19 protein-coding genes and 1 pseudogene are annotated in these 17,895 nt (G+C 38.2%); 13 read left to right on the top strand and 7 right to left on the bottom strand.

Going from position 1 to position 17,895, the window contains the following annotated elements; translation table 11 throughout:
* Window positions 1–78 precede the first annotated feature (78 nt).
* Window positions 79–987: a 23S rRNA (adenine(1618)-N(6))-methyltransferase RlmF gene (rlmF, locus tag ORI89_RS05525; protein ID WP_268229443.1), complete on the bottom strand. Its 909-nt coding sequence runs from the start codon at window positions 985–987 to the stop codon at window positions 79–81.
* A 39-nt stretch (window positions 988–1,026) separates the two neighbouring features.
* On the opposite strand from rlmF, the gene ORI89_RS05520 reads away from it, so the two are divergent.
* Window positions 1,027–1,413, top strand: a complete 387-nt coding sequence (locus tag ORI89_RS05520; RefSeq protein WP_268229442.1) for a type II toxin-antitoxin system ParD family antitoxin — start codon at window positions 1,027–1,029, stop codon at window positions 1,411–1,413.
* On the top strand, window positions 1,406–1,705 hold the full coding sequence (locus ORI89_RS05515) for a type II toxin-antitoxin system RelE/ParE family toxin (protein ID WP_268229441.1): 300 nt from the start codon (window positions 1,406–1,408) through the stop codon (window positions 1,703–1,705). Before ORI89_RS05520 ends, ORI89_RS05515 begins: the two co-directional genes overlap by 8 nt.
* 44 nt (window positions 1,706–1,749) lie before the next feature.
* On the opposite strand, the gene ORI89_RS05510 is transcribed toward ORI89_RS05515, so the two are convergent.
* Window positions 1,750–3,018, bottom strand: a complete 1,269-nt coding sequence (locus ORI89_RS05510; RefSeq protein WP_268229440.1) for an ATP-binding protein — start codon at window positions 3,016–3,018, stop codon at window positions 1,750–1,752.
* A gap of 204 nt (window positions 3,019–3,222) precedes the next feature.
* On the opposite strand from ORI89_RS05510, the gene ORI89_RS05505 reads away from it, so the two are divergent.
* On the top strand, window positions 3,223–4,221 hold the full coding sequence (locus ORI89_RS05505; RefSeq protein WP_268229439.1) for a hypothetical protein: 999 nt from the start codon (window positions 3,223–3,225) through the stop codon (window positions 4,219–4,221).
* A 418-nt stretch (window positions 4,222–4,639) separates the two neighbouring features.
* On the opposite strand, the gene ORI89_RS05500 is transcribed toward ORI89_RS05505, so the two are convergent.
* From ORI89_RS05500 to rhuM (ORI89_RS05490), 3 genes are all read right to left on the bottom strand, one after another.
* On the bottom strand, window positions 4,640–5,080 hold the full coding sequence (locus ORI89_RS05500) for a hypothetical protein (protein ID WP_268229438.1): 441 nt from the start codon (window positions 5,078–5,080) through the stop codon (window positions 4,640–4,642).
* Between the two features lie 188 nt (window positions 5,081–5,268).
* On the bottom strand, window positions 5,269–6,333 hold the full coding sequence (locus ORI89_RS05495) for an alpha/beta hydrolase family protein (RefSeq protein WP_268229437.1): 1,065 nt from the start codon (window positions 6,331–6,333) through the stop codon (window positions 5,269–5,271).
* Between the two features lie 244 nt (window positions 6,334–6,577).
* Window positions 6,578–7,582 (bottom strand): RhuM family protein, encoded by a 1,005-nt coding sequence (rhuM, locus tag ORI89_RS05490; protein WP_268229436.1) that lies wholly within the window; start codon window positions 7,580–7,582, stop codon window positions 6,578–6,580.
* A gap of 305 nt (window positions 7,583–7,887) precedes the next feature.
* Between rhuM (ORI89_RS05490) and rhuM (ORI89_RS05485) the strand changes: the two genes are divergently transcribed.
* The 5 genes from rhuM (ORI89_RS05485) (at window position 7,888) to ORI89_RS05470 (ending at window position 11,312) form a co-directional block, all read left to right on the top strand.
* The gene (rhuM, locus tag ORI89_RS05485) at window positions 7,888–8,025 is read left to right on the top strand and encodes a RhuM family protein (RefSeq protein WP_268229435.1); all 138 of its coding nucleotides are present in this window, start codon (window positions 7,888–7,890) and stop codon (window positions 8,023–8,025) included.
* A 260-nt stretch (window positions 8,026–8,285) separates the two neighbouring features.
* Window positions 8,286–8,477 (top strand): Fic family protein, encoded by a 192-nt coding sequence (locus tag ORI89_RS19250; protein WP_442800871.1) that lies wholly within the window; start codon window positions 8,286–8,288, stop codon window positions 8,475–8,477.
* Between the two features lie 506 nt (window positions 8,478–8,983).
* Entirely contained in the window at window positions 8,984–9,106 is a 123-nt protein-coding gene (locus tag ORI89_RS05480) for a hypothetical protein (protein ID WP_268229434.1), read from the top strand.
* Between the two features lie 401 nt (window positions 9,107–9,507).
* The gene (locus tag ORI89_RS05475) at window positions 9,508–10,266 is read left to right on the top strand and encodes a type IV toxin-antitoxin system AbiEi family antitoxin (protein WP_268229433.1); all 759 of its coding nucleotides are present in this window, start codon (window positions 9,508–9,510) and stop codon (window positions 10,264–10,266) included.
* 143 nt (window positions 10,267–10,409) lie between these two features.
* Window positions 10,410–11,312 carry a nucleotidyl transferase AbiEii/AbiGii toxin family protein gene (locus ORI89_RS05470; protein ID WP_268229432.1) on the top strand — a complete coding sequence of 301 codons (903 nt, stop codon included), beginning with the start codon at window positions 10,410–10,412 and terminating at the stop codon, window positions 11,310–11,312.
* 86 nt (window positions 11,313–11,398) lie between these two features.
* Here the strand turns inward: ORI89_RS05470 and ORI89_RS05465 are convergent, their stop codons facing one another.
* A complete protein-coding gene (locus tag ORI89_RS05465; protein WP_268229431.1) occupies window positions 11,399–11,644 on the bottom strand; it encodes a hypothetical protein in 246 nt (81 codons plus the stop codon).
* 651 nt (window positions 11,645–12,295) lie between these two features.
* Between ORI89_RS05465 and rhuM (ORI89_RS05460) the strand changes: the two genes are divergently transcribed.
* The 5 genes and pseudogenes from rhuM (ORI89_RS05460) (at window position 12,296) to ORI89_RS05450 (ending at window position 16,035) form a co-directional block, all read left to right on the top strand.
* The gene (gene rhuM, locus ORI89_RS05460) at window positions 12,296–12,559 is read left to right on the top strand and encodes a RhuM family protein (protein ID WP_268229430.1); all 264 of its coding nucleotides are present in this window, start codon (window positions 12,296–12,298) and stop codon (window positions 12,557–12,559) included.
* A 131-nt stretch (window positions 12,560–12,690) separates the two neighbouring features.
* On the top strand, window positions 12,691–12,813 hold the full coding sequence (locus tag ORI89_RS19245) for a hypothetical protein (RefSeq protein WP_442800870.1): 123 nt from the start codon (window positions 12,691–12,693) through the stop codon (window positions 12,811–12,813).
* A gap of 78 nt (window positions 12,814–12,891) precedes the next feature.
* Window positions 12,892–12,999, top strand: a pseudogene (locus ORI89_RS19240) (hypothetical protein); the annotation flags it as partial.
* A 469-nt stretch (window positions 13,000–13,468) separates the two neighbouring features.
* On the top strand, window positions 13,469–13,798 hold the full coding sequence (locus ORI89_RS05455; RefSeq protein WP_079645741.1) for a nucleotide pyrophosphohydrolase: 330 nt from the start codon (window positions 13,469–13,471) through the stop codon (window positions 13,796–13,798).
* Window positions 13,799–13,806: 8 nt separating this feature from the next.
* On the top strand, window positions 13,807–16,035 hold the full coding sequence (locus tag ORI89_RS05450; protein WP_268229429.1) for a DNA/RNA helicase domain-containing protein: 2,229 nt from the start codon (window positions 13,807–13,809) through the stop codon (window positions 16,033–16,035).
* Between the two features lie 207 nt (window positions 16,036–16,242).
* Here ORI89_RS05450 and ORI89_RS05445 read toward each other — a convergent pair whose 3' ends face one another.
* Entirely contained in the window at window positions 16,243–17,802 is a 1,560-nt protein-coding gene (locus ORI89_RS05445; protein ID WP_268229428.1) for a Fic family protein, read from the bottom strand.
* Between the last annotated feature and the right edge of the window lie 93 nt (window positions 17,803–17,895).

Here is a 17,895-nt window from a genome sequence, read left to right as displayed (position 1 = left end):
TCTAACTAAAAAAGACCTGTATGCTATAGCATACAGGTCTTTTTATATTTTACACCTAAATTTTTTAATACTTTGTGGTTAAGCCCATTTCCAGGCTAGTATACGGCCAATTTTATTGCCCTGTGCTGTTTTAATGATTTCTATTTTTGCCGCTTTATTGTATTCGAGCACGGCAATAAGAGGTTTTAAATTGTTTTTATCCGAAATCAGGGATGTAACCCAGCCCAGTTGGGTTTTATACTTCATGCTTTCGTATATCATGTTACGCACAAATTGTTTTTCGCCTCCTTCACACCATAACTCGTTAGCATGTCCGGCAAAGTTTTGTACGGGTATTTTCTCCGGATTTTTATGCAGGTTGTTGAACTTTCGCGTCGTCTTTTGCCAGTTTTCTTCCCTCGACTTAAAGAACGGCGGATTGCATACTACAGCATCAAATCGATCATTTTTTTGAAGTATGCTTTCAAATATTTGTTTGGGGTTGTTCTGCAGTTGAAATTGAATTTGTTTCTTGAAGGCCTTGTTTGTTTTTATAAGGTTTCGGGCGTGGTTTAATGCATTTTCGTCAATATCAGTCCCGACAAAGCTCCAGCCGTATATACGCTGTCCCAGTAGGGGGTAGATGGCTGATGAGCCCGTGCCGATATCTAAGATATGCACTTTCTCTCCTTTCGGAATTTCGCCTTCATTATCTGTAGCCAATAAATCTGCCAGGTAATGCATATAATCGGCGCGACCGGGGATGGCAGGGCATAAACTGCCTTTTAAAATACTCCAATTTTCTATATTGTAATAAGATTTGAGTAAGCTTTTGTTGAGTTCGAAGACTGCGTTAGGGTCCGCAAAATCAATAGATGTATTCCCTGTAGGCGTTTCTAAAAGGTAAGGAATAAGATTTTCATTTGCTTTGGTTAAGCGTTTAAAATCATAACCTGCTATATGTACATTTCTAGGATGCAAGCTACTGCTTTTCTTTGTCGAGCTCATGTATTATTAATTTGTACAAAGGTATCATAAAAAAAGCATATGGGCTTTGATCTTCTTGCGCAAATGATAGGTTTTGCTGTGATAGAAGTGCTTAATTTTTTTGTACGATACAATCGTCTAATAAAATTTTGCAGCGGTTACCAATATTTGGTATCTTTAAATAAAGGTAAAGTTATGGGACGTAATACATCAGTATCATTAGGAAATTATTTTGAAGATTTTGTACAAAACAGAATTGCGGAAGGACGCTATAAAAACGCCAGTGAAGTAATTCGTGCTGGTCTGCGATTACTTGAAGAAGAGGAGAATAAAGTTCAAATTTTAAAAAACGCAGTTCAAGAAGGAATTGATAGTGGGCTTTCTGAAAATTTCGATCCTAAAAAGCACTTAGAAACGTTAAAAGCCAATAAGAGGATAAATGGCTAAATACATTCTAACAAATAAAGCTGTTGAAGATATTTCTGATATTTGGGATTACACCTATGAAGTGTGGTCAGAAAGTCAAGCAGATACTTATTATGAATTGTTAATAGAAACTTGTCAAAAAATTACAAACAATCCAGCAATTGGCAAAAGCTACCATAAAATATCGATTGAAATTTTTGGAACTCCCATTGGTAAGCATATTATCTTTTATCGAAAACTAGAAACTGACGATATTGAAGTAATTAGAATTTTGCACGAACGAATGGACTTTAAAAATCGAATAAACGAATAAAAAAGTAGCACTTTTGATAAATTATGCAGCACATAAGAACATCTTTACTTTAACAAAAGCCTTATGCGTTCTTTTTCTTTATCCGAAAGTGGAATAGACTGCTGGATAATAGGCAGTATTTCTGTTTTGCGTTCAGTTTGCAACAATAAATCTAGAAAGCCAAGGTATGTGCGTACAAGGTCCGTTTTTATCCCCACAAAAACACGAGGGTCGGCTATATAGAGTTCCTGTATCAGTTTTAGTAAGGTTTCTTTTCTTTGCTGATCTGGTGTCGAATCCGTATACTGCGGTAATATTTGTTTTTGTACCAGCTCTTTCAATTTTATCTCTACAGCCTGCTCGCGAATATATTTCTTTTGTTTCCTTTCCAAAAGATCTCGAAGTTCGGCAATTAATCGGCGATAAACTACTTGCTGTTCTTTTTCGCTAAATAAGTTAGAGTCGTTAGATAGTAAGATATCCGATTGCTCAAAATGGTCAAAAAAGACGGACTCTACATATACGGAATGGTGGTATTCAATAGCATTATTGTTAAAGCTGCTTAACACTTTTGCAACTTCTGTTTTTTGGCTATTCAGCAAGTAATAGTAGTAGCGGTCACCGATGCTATGTTTCCAGCGTATATAATTTATCTTGAACAGATACGAGTTTTCTTTTTCGGTATAAATGGTAATTGACGTCGTTTCAGTTTCTTGAATAAGTTGCTCGTAAGAAAGCGGGGTTCCATTTATTTGAATAGTGTATCCCAAATCTTTGTTGAGGTGTAAAAACCATCCAAATTCCTGTGCTAAAAAATCGATAAATTCATCGGATTCAAATGTCGATGCATTGAGTCCAAATACACCATGTAGTGTTACTGTGGTTCCTGTACAATCAGCCGTTGACTTTTGTGGCTCCGTGATTTCATATACTTCTTTAGTGTCTCTAGCAATACGTATACTATACTCTCTAAACGCATTCTCCTCCGTTATGATCGTATGCCAGCTGGCTCGAGCTGCAAAAAGAGAGAAAGAGAACCTGCCTTTTCCTTTTTTACCTCGGGTGTATGAGCTGCGCTTTGGACTTGTTTTCTTTAAAGAATCTAAAAAATTACCAAAAGAATGATTTAATAGTTTAGGGTCTATGCCATCTCCGTTGTCTATGATAGAAATTCGCTCAATATAGCCTAGTTCATTACTACTTATCTTAATATTTATATGGCTTGCTTTAGCATCAAAGCCATTCCAGATATATTCAGCAATAGCATATTTAGGATCTTTCGGCAATCCTGCTGATTCAATACTGGCGTTGGTGATTTTTGTGCTATTCTTCATGATGATGTGGAGGATTTTCGTATGCAAAGGTATTAAAAAATTGAGACATGAGAAGCTGTAGGTTTTAGTAGCGTGCTGTCTTGAAGTCAAGAACACAGTAAATCTTGTTTGTATTGTTATTTGACATTTATTGCTAATATTTTTGGTAATACGTTTTTTTATTTACTATTTTAGTGTTGCTAATTGTAAATAAATCAATTAATTATGTCTAAGGATAGCAAGCAATCTGCAGGTCGTGGCTCTGCCGAAAAAACCGAGATTCCGCACCGTAAGAACGACGAGTTGTTGAAAGGCATCTTTAAAGAGAACTTTCCCGATTTCCTGCGTTTTATGTATGCGGAAGCCGATCAGCTGTTTGATTTTCCTAAAGGTATCACCTTTCTGGATAAAGAGCTTTTAAAGATTATCCCCGATCGGGATCGCAAGAGTAGCACCCGTATTGCCGATCTGTTGGTCAAAGTTTTTCTACTCGATGGTGCCGAGCGCTGGCTCCTCGTGCATACCGAAATCGAGGGTGGGAGCGACCCTAATTTTTCCTTCCGTATCTTCCAGTACAACTACCGTATTCTGGATCGTTACAATGTACCTGTCGAAACTATTGCCATTTTTACTGGAGATGATAAGCAGGTTCGCCCCGGCAAGTATGTATACGATGGTATAAAAACGTCGCACTATTTTAACTATCTTTCTTACCACATTTTAGACCACGAGGAGGGCGAGCTTCTTGCTATGGACAATATCTTCGCCTATATCGTGCTGGCTTGCCGTAAAGCTTTGCTTGAAGGTAAAGTGCCAGAGGAGGAACTTGCGGCCGATCCTAGCACGATAGCCCGTGCTTTGATCGATACGCAGAAATACGATAAAGATCGGATTATCAGTTTTTTAATCTTCTTGAAAAATTTTATCTTTATCCGTGATAATGAAATAAACAGTATCTTTGATACATACATTTATGAAGTGACAGGAGGCACTATTGACATGGGAGTATTAGAAATCGTAAAAAGACAAGAAAGAGAGTCTGGTCTAGCAAAGGGACTTGAAAAAGGACGTCTTGAAGAGCGTAAGCGTGCGGTAGCTGAAAAACGATCTTTTATTCGCAATCTGATCAACCAAACTGATTTTTCTGATCAGCAGATTGCCAGTATCGCCGAGACAACTGTAGCTATGGTCGAGGATGTTCGGGCTGAGCTTGTTAAGAAGTAGAGCCTTGACATGGGAGTACTAGAAATCGTAAAAAGACAAGAAAGAGTTAAATATAGCACTGAAATAATTGGCAAATCTGCTCAATAGCTGCTTTACGGAATATCTTCGCCATATTAACCCTTTTTCCATCTTTAGGGGACAGTCAACAATTTCTATCGTCTACAACCAAGATAAATGGTTTGGTTAGTAGCCAGGTGCAGATCATTCCACTTTCTGCAATAACTCGGAAGGTGTTAGATTACTATGAGTTTTACGAATATTATTACGATGTGAGAGGTCTGTCTCTCAAAGGCGGGTTTTGAACAGTTTGTAAAGAAGAACTCGAGCTCTGCCAACCTGATTCATTGGGATTCCACTATGATGACTGATGATTTTGTTCTCAACGACACAAATAAATAAACCTTTTGAAAGCTCCTTCCTATTGCTTTATTTCTTTCAAATAATTTTCTACATTTTCTTCGCTTTTAAGGTTTATTAACACCCAACCCTTCTTATTCTTATAATATGAAAGTCGTAATAAAACAGGGAATAAATCATAATATAAGAATATGTTGGCGATAAATAGGCGCTTACCAATCGTGGTTTCAGAAATGATTTCATAGTCACTTAAGTCTCCCAGTTTGGTAGATAAACCGCTCCAGTACACTTCTACTTGTTTAGTAAAGTCTGCATTATGTGCTATATTAGTAACTAGTTTAATCCCTTGTGCGAAATCGTTGTAAGCCCCTTCAGAAAGGCTCTCCATTAGTTTTGAATTATGCTCTTTAATACGTTCTAGACTTTCCAAATGAGATTGTGAATGTGCTGGTACGATTCCAATAATTAAAAAAATAAAAATTTGTAAGAGTTTGCTTTTCATTATGTTATAATTGATGTGTGTTAATTGAAATTTTAATCTATGTAAATATACACCTATGGAATATTGCAACAAAATTATACCCACCGTTCCAGACTAAAGTACACTAAAGTTATTGACCAATAGGTCAAGCTATTTCAGTACTGTATCATATAGACTCTTCAATATTGATGCTTTTTCTTTTCTTGATTTTATTCGAAATCCCATCTCATGAACTCCATAATTACTTCGTTCCAAAGAGTTTCGTCTGTGCTCTTGAAGTTTTCATCGAGTTTATAATAGTTGTGTTCCAGTCCCGGATATGGACGCATCGTTAAATTCTTTTTCTTTGCCGTTGTAAAGTAAAAAGGCAAAACATCGGACATCACCGATTTTGGATCCATTGTGCCATAGCAAACATATATCGGTTGCTTGACTTTTAAGAAGTAGGGAATAAGTGGTTCATCAAAACTCAACCACGTTCTATTTGCATCAGCATATTTTGTTTCTTTTGCGTTTGGGTTCGCTGTCATATCTTCCCATGCTTTATAAAAGTAGTCAACGGCGTGCTGCACCTGCTCGTGTGTAGCTCTCCCCTGTATTGCATCGTACCTATATTCACGGATAGTGTGGTCAGTTCTGCCAAAAGGATTTCCGCCCGAGAAGCCTACTTTACGTACTTTTTTATTATCTACAGCTGTTACTATAGCCACTTTTGCTCCTTGCGAATGTCCAAATAACGAAATATGACTTTTATCTACCCACTGTTGCTTGCTCAGAAAGTCAATAACTCCTTTGGTTCTTCTTACATAATTTGCCAGCACATTTGCTTCATGATATGCAGGATCAAATACGCTTTCTGGTTCTTTTTCTTTAACATAAGCAATTCTATCATCAACATTTTCCATATTTACAATTAGTGGAACTGTCGGCATAGATATAGCCACGAGATGATACTCTTTTTTTAGTGTGTCAACTGTTTCTTTTTCTAAGAAAGAAAAAACCATTTGATGATTCTCATCATAAGCTTTTAACAATAATGGCACAGGGAGAGAGCCTTGAAGAAAAATTAATACGGGCTTCTTTTTATCATAGTCATCACTTAAAACAATAAAGGTTGTGGTATCCTTTTTTTCTTTCAGGTCATAATACTTTATATCTTCTTTTGTTGTATTCACAAAGCCACTTTCAACGTCTTTTATATTAAAATGTCTAGAACCTGCACAGCCTACCAATAAAAGGAAAGATAGTGCAATAAGTGTGATGAACTTTTTCATTGTATACCGTAAGGTAGCTAAAAATAACGATATATGAATATAAGTATCCTTTTATCGTTTATTATCATTTTTTACTTTTAATAATAGGTATAACTGAGAAAAAAAGGGTTCGATATTCTCAATCATATCGTTAGAGTTGGCCGAGTTATAGGCTCTCAACCGCAAGCCCATGTTGCAATGAATTCATTCCTGAGGTAATTATTATACTCTCATCATCCACTAGACCTTCAGCTCATTGGTGTATTCAAGATGGTCTTGTGATAGGGATACTTCTATTTAGAATACTAATGATAAACATTTTTACAGTTTCCATCTCATCCGATTTACTAGTAGCTACAAATAAAGTAAGAGCAGCCAATGCCTCGTTGCTGATGGCAGCTTGTCCGTTCGGAGAAAACAGAAGATTGTTTTTATTCAGAAAATGGAGAAAGCAAGCCGCTGCAATACGTTTATTGCCATCAACAAATGAGTGGTTTTTTACAACAAGATACAGCAACATGGCGGCTTTTTCTTCAATAGTAGGGTACAGCTCTTCGTTGTCAAAAGTCTGTTGAATCTGATTTACGGAGCTTTCAAAGCTTCTGTCTTTAGGCTTGGCAAATACATCAGAATCGAAATCCGACTTCATTCGATGTACGACATTTAGATATTCATTGATCGAAGGGTAGATGGTGTCTTTTAGTGTTATTCCCTTCATGTCTAGCTGTTCATGATCATAGTCGTCCAATAGCTGAAGGCCGTTAGCGAATATTTCTAATGCTTCACTATCTTCTGTAGATGCCTGTTGAGCAATAGCCCGGCTTAAGATTTTGATACCTGTCTTCAGATATTCCACCTGTTGTTTTTTTTCAGCAAGACGCTTTTCGTTAATAGCATACCCCTGCACTAGATAATCTTTCAAACGCTGCGTAGCCCATTGCCGAAACTGCGTACCTCTTTTCGATTTCACCCTGTAGCCGACGGAAATGATAACGTCCAAGTTGTAATATTCTATGTCTCTTTCTACTGTTCGTGTGCCCTCTTTTTGAACTGTCGCAAATTTTGCGACAGTTGAATTCTCTTCCAATTCCCCATCTTTGAATACAGTATTGATATGCTTACCTATAGTCTTTACATCACGGTCAAACAACAATGCCATTTGATGCCTGTTTAGCCAGACCGTATCGCCTTGAAGTGTTACCTGAACCTCAATCTCAGCATCAGAAGATTTGTATATTTCTATTTCATTAAGTTTATCATATTCCATCATAATAAATGTTTTAGAAGGTTAATAATTAAGCTCAAATATTTAGCTTATACTAAGTTAACGAAAAAAAAACGATAACTAAAAATGTTAGTAATGTAAGGTGTCTACTTGATCTCATGTTAAAAGCCATATCACAGCATAGTGCTATGTCCTGTGCAGATATCGATGAGTTGTTGTGGAATAAGCTGCCAGATTGGATAACAGAGAGTAGTATACAAATGAAGTATTTGGAATATTGAAAAAACTCTTATCGAAGTTAGTAGGCGGACTAGTTTTTACTGATGGTGAATTAGACGAAAAAAAGCAATGTGCAAATTTTGCACATTAGTGGTTCAGACAAACCAGTTAAGTTCTACAACCTCGATGTTATTATCTCCGTAGGCTATCGTGTCAGAAGTCATCAGGGCACCAAGTTCCGCCAATGGGCTACCGCACCTATACGTTAGTATATTGTCAAGGGCTTTACCATGAATGATGAGTTGCTCAAGCAAGCTGGAGGAAGCAACTACTTCAATGGGGTGTTGTGGCTCGCATCGGTGATATGCGCTTATCCAAAAAGATCTTCTGACGCACAGTATTGGATATCTCTGCGACCAGTATCGATTACAACGCCAAGACAGAGGTCTCGCAGCACTTTTTAAAACTGTGCAACATAAAATGCACTTTGCTACGTATGTAAATATAGTTCCACTTCTCTGAAAACTTTTTGAGAGTTACTTTGCCATCAAGTGAGCAAGTCACCCCTCAAGTCACCCCTCAAGTCACCCCCCAAGTCAGCCCCCAAGTTGAATCACTATTATCAGTGATGACGGACAAGCATACAAGGCATGAACTTCAGGAGTTATTAAACCTTGGAGATCGTAAAAATTTCAGAGTACAGTATCCGACGACAAGATGAAGCGCAACAATGAGAAATATCCCGTAGACAAAGCCAAGGGCACTGCCAAAAAATACAACGAACTATAAGAGATAGTGCCATATTCTTATAAATTTATTAAACCCTGCTGTGTTAATCTTATTAAACCTTGCTGTGTTATTTTTATTAAAACATGACGTGTTAATCTTATTAAACGGTGTTTTTTCAAAAGAGACGATCTATTTGATGATAAAGTCAAAGTCTTAACATTCTAATTTAACAGACAAAGGAAAGCAGTTTATACAGTCCTTACGCCCCATCCATTCACCAATTGATTTTTTTAGTAAAGCCAATAGCGCTACGGCTTCCCGTACAACAACCAATTATCAGCCTTGTATTATTGCGCATATTATTTGATTCACTATTAAATTTCAGGTATCTTGTAAGAGGCTAGAATATGGATATGGGAATAGGAGAGACCAAAATTTATTATTAACCAAGATTCTTTAGAGCAGCAGTTCAAAGAGCGTGTCGATGTAGAGATTGCCATGCAAGATATTAATAAGCCTATAGATGTAGCAGAATATCAAATTATGAAACCCAAAGCTGAATTGCAAGCGTTGGTATTGAGTGAGATAAATGCTCCAGAGACGGAAGATGGGCAAGATTAGGAAAAGAGTTAGTAGCGAAGTAGGAGAGGGAAAAAAGAGTAGAATACAGCTTATATTGCATTAACCATCCCCGACAAGCCTAGTGTCATCCTGAGCCTGTCGAAGGATAGACAACACTTTTTTGCAAAACAATAATATGCACGTTACTATCTTTCACACCCTATTATTTGATTTCTTATTAGACTGCATGCATCTTGTAGGAGACTTGAATATGCATTTGCTAATAGGGTGAAGAGAAGGAAAAAGTGTAGACGATAATGCCAGAATGATGGTAATAAAAGGAGATAGTTTAATAAACCATAAGTTTATTATGGACGGGTTTAAGGTATTTTTAATACCTTTATATCTATTTAAATAAACAAAATCATTTTTTAGTTTATTTTGTTTAGAAAAAAGGAAGTATGAATACTGTTATACAGAGTAAAATAAACAAGCTGATGACCGAGCTTCCCGCAGGAGTTGTTTATCTATCCAAGTGGCTCGCTGACAATGGTTACAGCTATGATCTTCAAAAAGCCTATCGAAAAAGCAATTGGCTTAAATCAATAGGCAGTGGCGCTATGATTCGCCCAGGAGATAGTGTCGGGTATCTGGGGGCATTATACGCGTTGCAGGAGTATGCAAAAATGTCCGTACATCCTGGGGGTAAAACAGCATTGGCATTATCGGGTAGATCACATTACTTAGAAATGGGTGCTCGTAAAGCAACCGTCTTCGGCGCTCTTAAAGAGGAATTACCCGCATGGTTTGCTAAGTATAATTGGGATGTGGAAATAGCTTATCATACCACTTCTATGTTACCTCCAGAAATGGGGCTTGTAGATTATAACGTGAGTAATTTTAGTATAAAAATATCAGGGGCGCCACGTGCCATGATGGAGTGTTTATATCTTGCAGAGGAGCATACAGACCTTAAAGAATGTTACGAACTGATGGAAGGGTTGAATAATCTCGTGCCACAAAAAGTAGAAGCGCTTTTGAAGCAGTGCAGCTCTGTAAAAGTAAAACGGTTATTCCTGTACTTCGCCGATAAAGCCGGTCATACATGGTTCAAATACGTAAAGACAGATGACATCGACCTTGGAAAGGGGAAGCGTAGCCTTGTGAAAAACGGTATATACATACCTAAATATCAGATAACGGTACCCGACATATCCTAAGTATGAAACCATCATAATGAATTCAAACCGAATGAAACGAGTTCATGAATACAGCTAAGAAACAAGTTATGAATGAATCTGAGAGCTTCATCACAACTGAAAGACAAACCGAGCTTGCGAGCTCATGAAATAATTATTTACATATGAACAAAGAACGATATGAAAAGCAAGTAGCGCTCTTATTGCAGGTACTACCAGAGGTAGCCAAAGTAGAGCGCTTTGCCCTGCATGGCGGGACATGTATCAATCTGTTTGTACGTAATATGTTAAGGTTGTCGGTGGATATAGATCTTACCTATATTCCCATAGCAGACCGTGAGACTTCACTTTCCAATATTTTGAAAGAACTCGGTAACATTGCTTCGAATATCAAAAGAATAATACCCTATGCCGTTACCGATATCAGAGAAAAAGAGTACAAGCTGATCGTAAGTGTAAAAAACGTTGTTGTCAAAATTGAAGTAAGCGTAATGAACCGTGGTTTGTTCGGCAATCCCGAACGTCGTGTATTATGTGAGAAGGCACAGGAAACCTTTGATGCTTTCTGTGAAATATCCACCGTGTCACTGGGACAGCTATATGGGGGAAAGATATGCGCAGCGCTAGACCGACAGCACCCAAGAGATCTGTTTGACGTCAAGTATCTTTTGGAAAATGAAGGGTTCACTCAAGAAATCAAGGAGGGTTTTTTGCTGATGTTATTGTGCAGTGAAAGACCCATGAATGAAATGTTGGCACCACATCTGCTTGACCAACATATTGCTTTTGAAAATCAGTTTGAAGGGATGACCCGTTCAGATTTCACCTATGAAGATTACGAAAATTCCCGTTTGGAATTAATTAAAATCGTTAACCAGGCGCTAACTAAAGAGGATAAGCATTTTCTTTTGGATTTTAAAAACCTCATCCCCGATTGGAGTCTTTATTCTTTTTCAGAATTTCCTGGTGTGAAATGGAAGCTGTTTAATCTGGATAAGTTAAAAACGAACAATCCAGACAAGCATGTCCAATTGTTCAACAAGTTAAAAGCAGTGCTGGAAGTGTGAATAAAAACTCTAATCAAGTTTGTTTTCTTAAGGAGAAACGAATCTTATATGCTAAATAAGCCTAAAACTTTGGAGGAACTGTACTTTTACTTATCAAGGTACAGATTATTTGATATCCAAAAGTCTTTAGCTGTTTTCAAATCTTTAATCGAAAGAGTTGGTGCTGATTTGTCTGGAAACTGATTTGCTTTCTCAATTTGGTCAAGCCAAGGAAAAGATTCAAACTCGTTTAAAAAATCCTTATAATTTGTTTTACCTTTTTTATCTGCTTGGTTATGATTATAACCTGCTAACTGAATATCCCAAGTGAATTTATCTTCTTTTATCATCATTTTTTCTTTATTAATTTAACGAGCAGGAATATATAGTTATAATCGACGCAATTAAAAATTGAATTTACCTATTTCTTATCGTTTTTTAAATCAATACGCTCGTCGAAATGCTCAAAATGATTTCTGAGTTTGTTGTCATAAATTGTATTGTTATCATCCTTTACTTTTAACAATAGGCGTAACCTTTCACTCCGTGGCTTATACATCTTGTTTATGAACCACAGTACTTTTGCGACATTGCCTGCAGCAACTATTACCGACTGAAGCGAACTAACCCATAAGTATAATAAATGTTCAATATATGGTGTATATGGCTTCCCGTAAAAAGGTGTTTATTTGGTGTGTGTGTTAACTTGGTTAATAAGAGCTAAGCATAGTGAAAATACTTTTACAAAGGGCCCTTTAACAGCCTTGCGATACTTTGTTTATACCTGATATTTCAACTATTTTGCAACTAAAAGTAAAATAATAAAATCCAGAAAATCGCATAATGACGCACGCTTCTCATAATAAATTAGTTAGTTTTACTTGGCTTTAGAAGAGCAGGCAGATGGTTTATTGCACGATATCTTAAACTTTTAGATTATGGATCCTCAAAGCGATATTATTATCTATTAGACCGATGATGGCCTGACCCGCATCGAGACACGATTGGAGGGCGAGACGGTATGGTTGACACAGGCACAAATGGCCGATCTCTTTCAGAAAGAAAGGAGTGTTATTACAAAGCATATCAGTAATGTTTTTACTGATGGTGAATTAGACGAAAAAAGCAATGTGCAAATTTTGCACATTAGTGGTTCAGACAAACCAGTTAAGTTCTACAACCTCGATGTTATTATCTCCGTAGGCTATCGTGTCAGAAGTCATCAGGGCACCAAGTTCCGCCAATGGGCTACCGCACCTATACGTTAGTATATTGTTAAGGGTTTTACCATGAATGATGAGTTGCTCAGGCAAGCTGGAGGAAGCAACTACTTCAATGGGGTGTTGTGGCTCGCATCGGTGATATGCGCTTATCCAAAAAGATCTTCTGACGCACAGTATTGGATATCTCTGCGATCAGTATCGATTACAACGCTAAGACAGAGGTATCTCAACAACTTTTTAAAACTGTGCAACATAAAATGCACTTTGCTACGTATGTAAATATAGTTCCACTTCTCTGAAAACTTTTTGAGAGTTACTTTGCCATCAAGTGAGCAAGTCACCCCTCAAGTCACCCCCAAGTCACCCCCCAAGTTGAATCACTATTATCAGTGATGACGGACAAGCATACAAGGCATGAACTTCAGGAGTTATTAAACCTTGGAGATCGTAAAAATTTCAGAGTACAGTATCCGACGACAAGATGAAGCGCAACAATGAGAAACATCCTGTAGACAAAGCCAAGGGCACTGCCAAAAAATACAACGAACTATAAGAGATAGTGCCATATTCTTATAAATTTATTAAACCCTGCTGTGTTAATCCTATTAAACCTTGCTGTGTTATTTTTATTAAAACATGACGTGTTAATCTTATTAAACGGTGTTTTTTCAAAAGAGACGATCTATTTGATGATAAAGTCAAAGTCTTAACATTCTAATTTAACAGACAAAGGAAAGCAGTTTATACACTCCTTACGCCCCATCCATTCACCAATTGATTCTTTTTTAGTAGAACTAATAGGATTAGGTTTTCCCGTACAAAAGGTATCTATCAGTCTTGTATTTTTATGCAATACTATTAGATTTCAAGTGTCTTTGATTCTGAGAGAACGATAATTCTTCCCGACTACATTAAAATTTGTAAATTTAGCGTTTAAGCTATTACACACAGACGATGACAGATATTCAAGACCTCATACAGCAGATCCGTGACTTTCGAGATGCGCGAGACTGGCAACAGTTCCACAATTCCAAGGACCTCGCCGTGGCACTCAGTATTGAAGCCAGCGAACTGCTCGAGCTGTTTCTGTGGAAGGGCAACGAAGATGCTAACCCCGACAAGCTAAAAGAAGAGCTTGCGGATGTCTTGATGTATGCCATCCTGCTGGCTGACAAGCACGGACTCGATATCAAGCAGATCATCGAGGACAAGATGAAGCGCAACAATGAGAAATATCCCGTAGACAAAGCCAAGGGCACTGCCAAAAAATACAACGAACTATAAGAGATAGCATGTCGCAAATTGATATTAAAGAAGTACATATAATTCCAGTTGGTAGCGTCGGAGAGGTAAAAGACAGCGATAGCGAACTTGACTTTTACAACAGTGCGCTTGTTTATCTGCTCAATGACACAAAGTCAATATATATTGGCGAATCCATAGATATCAAAAATAGATTTTCAAATCACAATAGACATATACAAAAAAAAGACCTGTTAGTCAGGCATGCCATATATTCTCATTTGTTCAATAAATCCGTGACTTTGCATCTCGAAGCATTCCTGATCAATCTGTTTTCAGCTGAAAAGGGATTAACGCTCATTAATGCTAATTTGGGCAATAATGGACATTATTACCACCAGAAGAAAGAATACGAGGAGCTTTTCCCGAAGATATGGAAAGAGCTTAAAGAACTCAAGATTGCACGTACATCTTTCGAGAAGATCATCAACAGCAATGTATTTAAGTATTCGCCCTATAAAAGTCTCAATCTCGATCAGCAACAGGCCGTACTTTCCTGTTTGAATATGCTTGTATCAGAAAAAAAAGGCATGTTTATCCAAGGCAATGCAGGTACAGGAAAAACCATTATAGCCATCTATATACTCAAACTACTCGTTACGCCGATACGCTATTTCGAACAGTTTGAGATGGAAGATGAATTTTCGATAGAAGCTTTCAGGTTGCTCAATCTGTATCGGGAAGCACATGGTATCACCGAAGCCAACGAAAGTGAACTCAAAAACGATATTGCACTTGTCGTATCCATGGCATCACTCCGCAGCACGCTTCAAAAAGTATTTAGAGATATCGATCAGCTCAGTTCAAGCATGGTCATATCACCAACTGATATTTCCAAGCGCAGTTATAAGATTGTGCTGGTCGATGAGGCACACCGGCTGAAACAACGGAAAAATATTTCTGGCTACGCCGAGTTTGACAATAGCAACGAGCGATTGGGCTTTGACATCCACCAGGGCACCGAGCTCGACTGGATACTAAAGCAGTCCGATCATCAGATTCTTTTTTACGATAGCAATCAATCTATAAAAAAAACGGATCTGCCATCGGCACGTTTTGAAGCATTGCTACACAACGTGCAGTATGATACCATTCATTTGAAGACTCAGATACGTTCAAAAGGAGGCGATCTGTTCACCGACTTTGTACATCGACTGTTCGATATGGAGTTATTACCACAAGAGAGCTTTCATTCCAACAACTTCGAATTAAAGCTCTACGAGAGCTTTGTAAGTATGCGAGCCCAAGTGTTCCAAAAAGAAAAAAGTGAAGGCCTGTCCCGTTTAGTAGCTGGTTTTAGTTGGAAGTACAAAACTAAAGACAAAAAGAATAGACACCTCTATGATATGACCATAGAGGGAGTAGACCTCCGTTGGAATTCATCAGCCAAGGACTGGATCAACTCCGAGAACGCAATAGAAGAAGTGGGCAGCATACACACTGTCTTTGGTAATGATCTCAATTATATTGCCATCGTCTTTGGCTATGAGATAGATTACGACCCCGAAACCGATTCAATCGTAGTCGACCGCGACCAATACCAAGATATTAACGGAAAGAATAGTACCGATGATAAAGATCTATTGTTCTATATTAAGAATATATACAAAACGTTAATGTTCAGAGGTATAAAAGGCGTTTATTTGTATGCGATGAATCAAAACCTCAAGACGTACCTGAGCCGTCATATGGAGATTGTGTCAGCTACAGCTCTGTCCCAATCAGAGCAGGCACTCGAATTGCAAAAGAATAGCATATTCATTAAGTCCACTGCGAGTGAGAGCACTATTTCCTACTACGATTTAGCCATCGCAGCAGGCGGCTTCTCCGAGTTGCAGCAGAGCGACAGCACACAATATATCGAAGTCGATGAGCGGTATCAAGATTCGGAGCGTTACTTTGCCTGCAGGGTAGTAGGAGAGTCCATGAACAAGATTATACCCAATGGGTCCGTTTGCCTCTTCGAACGCTATGAGGCTGGCTCCCGCAATGGTCTTATCTGCCTAGTCGAGTCTGACAGTTTCGAAGACCGTGATTTTGGAGCTAATTATACGGTCAAGGAATATACTAGTAAAAAGACCATAACCGACGAAGGCTGGCAACATCAAGAGATTATCCTCTTGCCCAAGTCTACCGACCCGACTTACAGACCTATCATACTGCGGGACGAAGAGACTACAGATCTCAAGGTCATAGGTGTGTTCAAGATGGTGTTGTAGTTCGGAGTTTGCAACACCTACTTTAGCAGATGAACCCGAAGTTATATGTCAACTAATTATCTGCACGAGCGTAGCGAGTTTGGCAATCATTAACGACTGCTCGAAAAGGAAATATTTGCATACGATATCCATATCCATCCATCAAAACAGTTAGACGTTAATACTTAGCCTAAGGAGACAAAGTCAAAAGAGCGTTTTTTAGAAAATTTATTCTGGCAATCCAGCCACAGATTTTCCTTTTATTCCCTCACTAATTAGGTGACCAACAAATGATGTAAAAGGTTCTATATCCTGTTCCACGCTTGCTTTTTCAAGCGCCTGCATATATTCGTCTCTTCTTTCCACGGGTATCACCGTCCAAGGATAACCTCCAGAAGCCAACATAGCATTCATTAAGAATCTTCCCATACGTCCGTTTCCATCCATGTAAGGATGAATGAATACAAATATAAAATGGCCTAAAATAGCCCTAGCAGAGGCCTCAGGCTCTTCTTCGAGCAGTTCAAACAAAACAGGCATAGTATCTCTCATAGCGTCTACACTAGGCGGTACATGCTTAGAATTACCTATATATACTTGGTGGTTTCGATAACCAGCAAGATCTGAGGCTTTTAGTATTCCGATAGTTACACTTGGATCAAACAGCTCCCTATACCATTTTGAATGATCTATATCTGCCTGAACGCCCGCGTTTTTTCCTTTCAAAATAGCTTTTATGCTCTCTTTTACAGATAGAAAAGCCTGATAGTAGCCTCTGGCTGCCATCGCATCACGTTGTTTACGGTCTTCCTTATTTTCTTTTGCGTCCCATTCTCCTGAACTTACCTTGGCAATAAGTTCGGGCGTTACGTGGTAACGCTCAATTGATAGTGAATGATAAGCATCTGTCACATAAATATCGTCTATATTTTTAAGATACAAATCATGGTTGACTGGAATGCCAGGTGAAGCTGGAAAGTTTTTGATTACAACTTCGCGCATCTGTATCCACATCAAACGTATACGGTTTGCGTAAGGCGAACGTTCTCGCGAGGATAACTTTAAGTCCAGTTTGCTTTCAAATGGATCTTCTTCACGGATATCATAATCTGCCTGCTTAAAGGTGTCTATAATTTGATTAGCCACCTTGTCCCTGTCAATATTGCGGAAAGCGCCCGCTAGGCGTCCAGCTAAAGTAGTATGCCCGTTCTCCAGAAGTACAGGTAAAAGCTCCGAAGCATCACGTATTAGTGACAGTGCTGTTCGCGCATCAATAGCGTTACTGGTATACGTGCTGGCAGAACTGTATACCAATGCCGACTGTAGATTGTACATCCGAATACCGTTTGGGGTTACCATAAGCTGATCCGCAGATGGCAGTTCTCCACGCATATTGAATAATGAAGTGTTATGTGGGAGCGGCGTAGGATTGTTATTTCCTTGTGGAGAACGAACAAGCAATTGCTGCGGTACTGAGTGATTGCCTGCATGTAACAATAGTGACTGATCGGCAGATAGGCACCAATTATCACCATATTTTCTTTCGAGAAATACGGCAACAAAATCCCAGTAACAGCTATACCAAGCTGTGGTCTCACCATTCTTTTCTTCCGGATTGGTGGCGATATACCATCCTTTAGCTACCTCTCGTATAAAACCATTCTTGGAAAGTATCTCACGGTATTTCCGATTCGGCATATCATCGGTATGAATGCCTACAATCCTCTTTTTCTGTATTTCTTGCAAGAATTTTAGGGCTTCTACAAATCTTTCACGTGGTGTTGCCATATTCTTATAAATTTATTAAACCCTGATGTGTTATTTTTATTAAAAACAGATGTGACAAATTTAGTAAATATTGTTGTGTTATTTTTATTAAAA

This window comes from Sphingobacterium sp. UT-1RO-CII-1, assembly GCF_026711005.1.
In the GTDB taxonomy this organism is placed as follows: domain Bacteria; phylum Bacteroidota; class Bacteroidia; order Sphingobacteriales; family Sphingobacteriaceae; genus Sphingobacterium.
The sequence above is the reverse complement of the archived record's forward strand: the minus strand, read 5'-3'. Positions and strand labels throughout refer to the sequence as shown.

What these genes read in the sequence shown, in the direction of transcription:
- ORI89_RS05445 (WP_268229428.1), bottom strand. Translation starts at nt 17,802, where the DNA reads ATGGCAACACCACGTGAAAGATTTGTAGAAGCCCTAAAATTCTTGCAA.
- ORI89_RS05505 (WP_268229439.1), top strand. Translation starts at nt 3,223, where the DNA reads ATGTCTAAGGATAGCAAGCAATCTGCAGGTCGTGGCTCTGCCGAAAAA.
- ORI89_RS05495 (WP_268229437.1), bottom strand. Translation starts at nt 6,333, where the DNA reads ATGAAAAAGTTCATCACACTTATTGCACTATCTTTCCTTTTATTGGTA.
- ORI89_RS05455 (WP_079645741.1), top strand. Translation starts at nt 13,469, where the DNA reads ATGACAGATATTCAAGACCTCATACAGCAGATCCGTGACTTTCGAGAT.
- ORI89_RS05510 (WP_268229440.1), bottom strand. Translation starts at nt 3,018, where the DNA reads ATGAAGAATAGCACAAAAATCACCAACGCCAGTATTGAATCAGCAGGA.
- ORI89_RS05475 (WP_268229433.1), top strand. Translation starts at nt 9,508, where the DNA reads ATGAATACTGTTATACAGAGTAAAATAAACAAGCTGATGACCGAGCTT.
- ORI89_RS05515 (WP_268229441.1), top strand. Translation starts at nt 1,406, where the DNA reads ATGGCTAAATACATTCTAACAAATAAAGCTGTTGAAGATATTTCTGAT.
- ORI89_RS05470 (WP_268229432.1), top strand. Translation starts at nt 10,410, where the DNA reads ATGAACAAAGAACGATATGAAAAGCAAGTAGCGCTCTTATTGCAGGTA.
- rlmF (WP_268229443.1), bottom strand. Translation starts at nt 987, where the DNA reads ATGAGCTCGACAAAGAAAAGCAGTAGCTTGCATCCTAGAAATGTACAT.
- ORI89_RS05520 (WP_268229442.1), top strand. Translation starts at nt 1,027, where the DNA reads ATGGGCTTTGATCTTCTTGCGCAAATGATAGGTTTTGCTGTGATAGAA.
- ORI89_RS05480 (WP_268229434.1), top strand. Translation starts at nt 8,984, where the DNA reads ATGCAAGATATTAATAAGCCTATAGATGTAGCAGAATATCAAATTATG.
- ORI89_RS05465 (WP_268229431.1), bottom strand. Translation starts at nt 11,644, where the DNA reads ATGATGATAAAAGAAGATAAATTCACTTGGGATATTCAGTTAGCAGGT.
- ORI89_RS05500 (WP_268229438.1), bottom strand. Translation starts at nt 5,080, where the DNA reads ATGAAAAGCAAACTCTTACAAATTTTTATTTTTTTAATTATTGGAATC.
- rhuM (WP_268229436.1), bottom strand. Translation starts at nt 7,582, where the DNA reads ATGATGGAATATGATAAACTTAATGAAATAGAAATATACAAATCTTCT.
- ORI89_RS05450 (WP_268229429.1), top strand. Translation starts at nt 13,807, where the DNA reads ATGTCGCAAATTGATATTAAAGAAGTACATATAATTCCAGTTGGTAGC.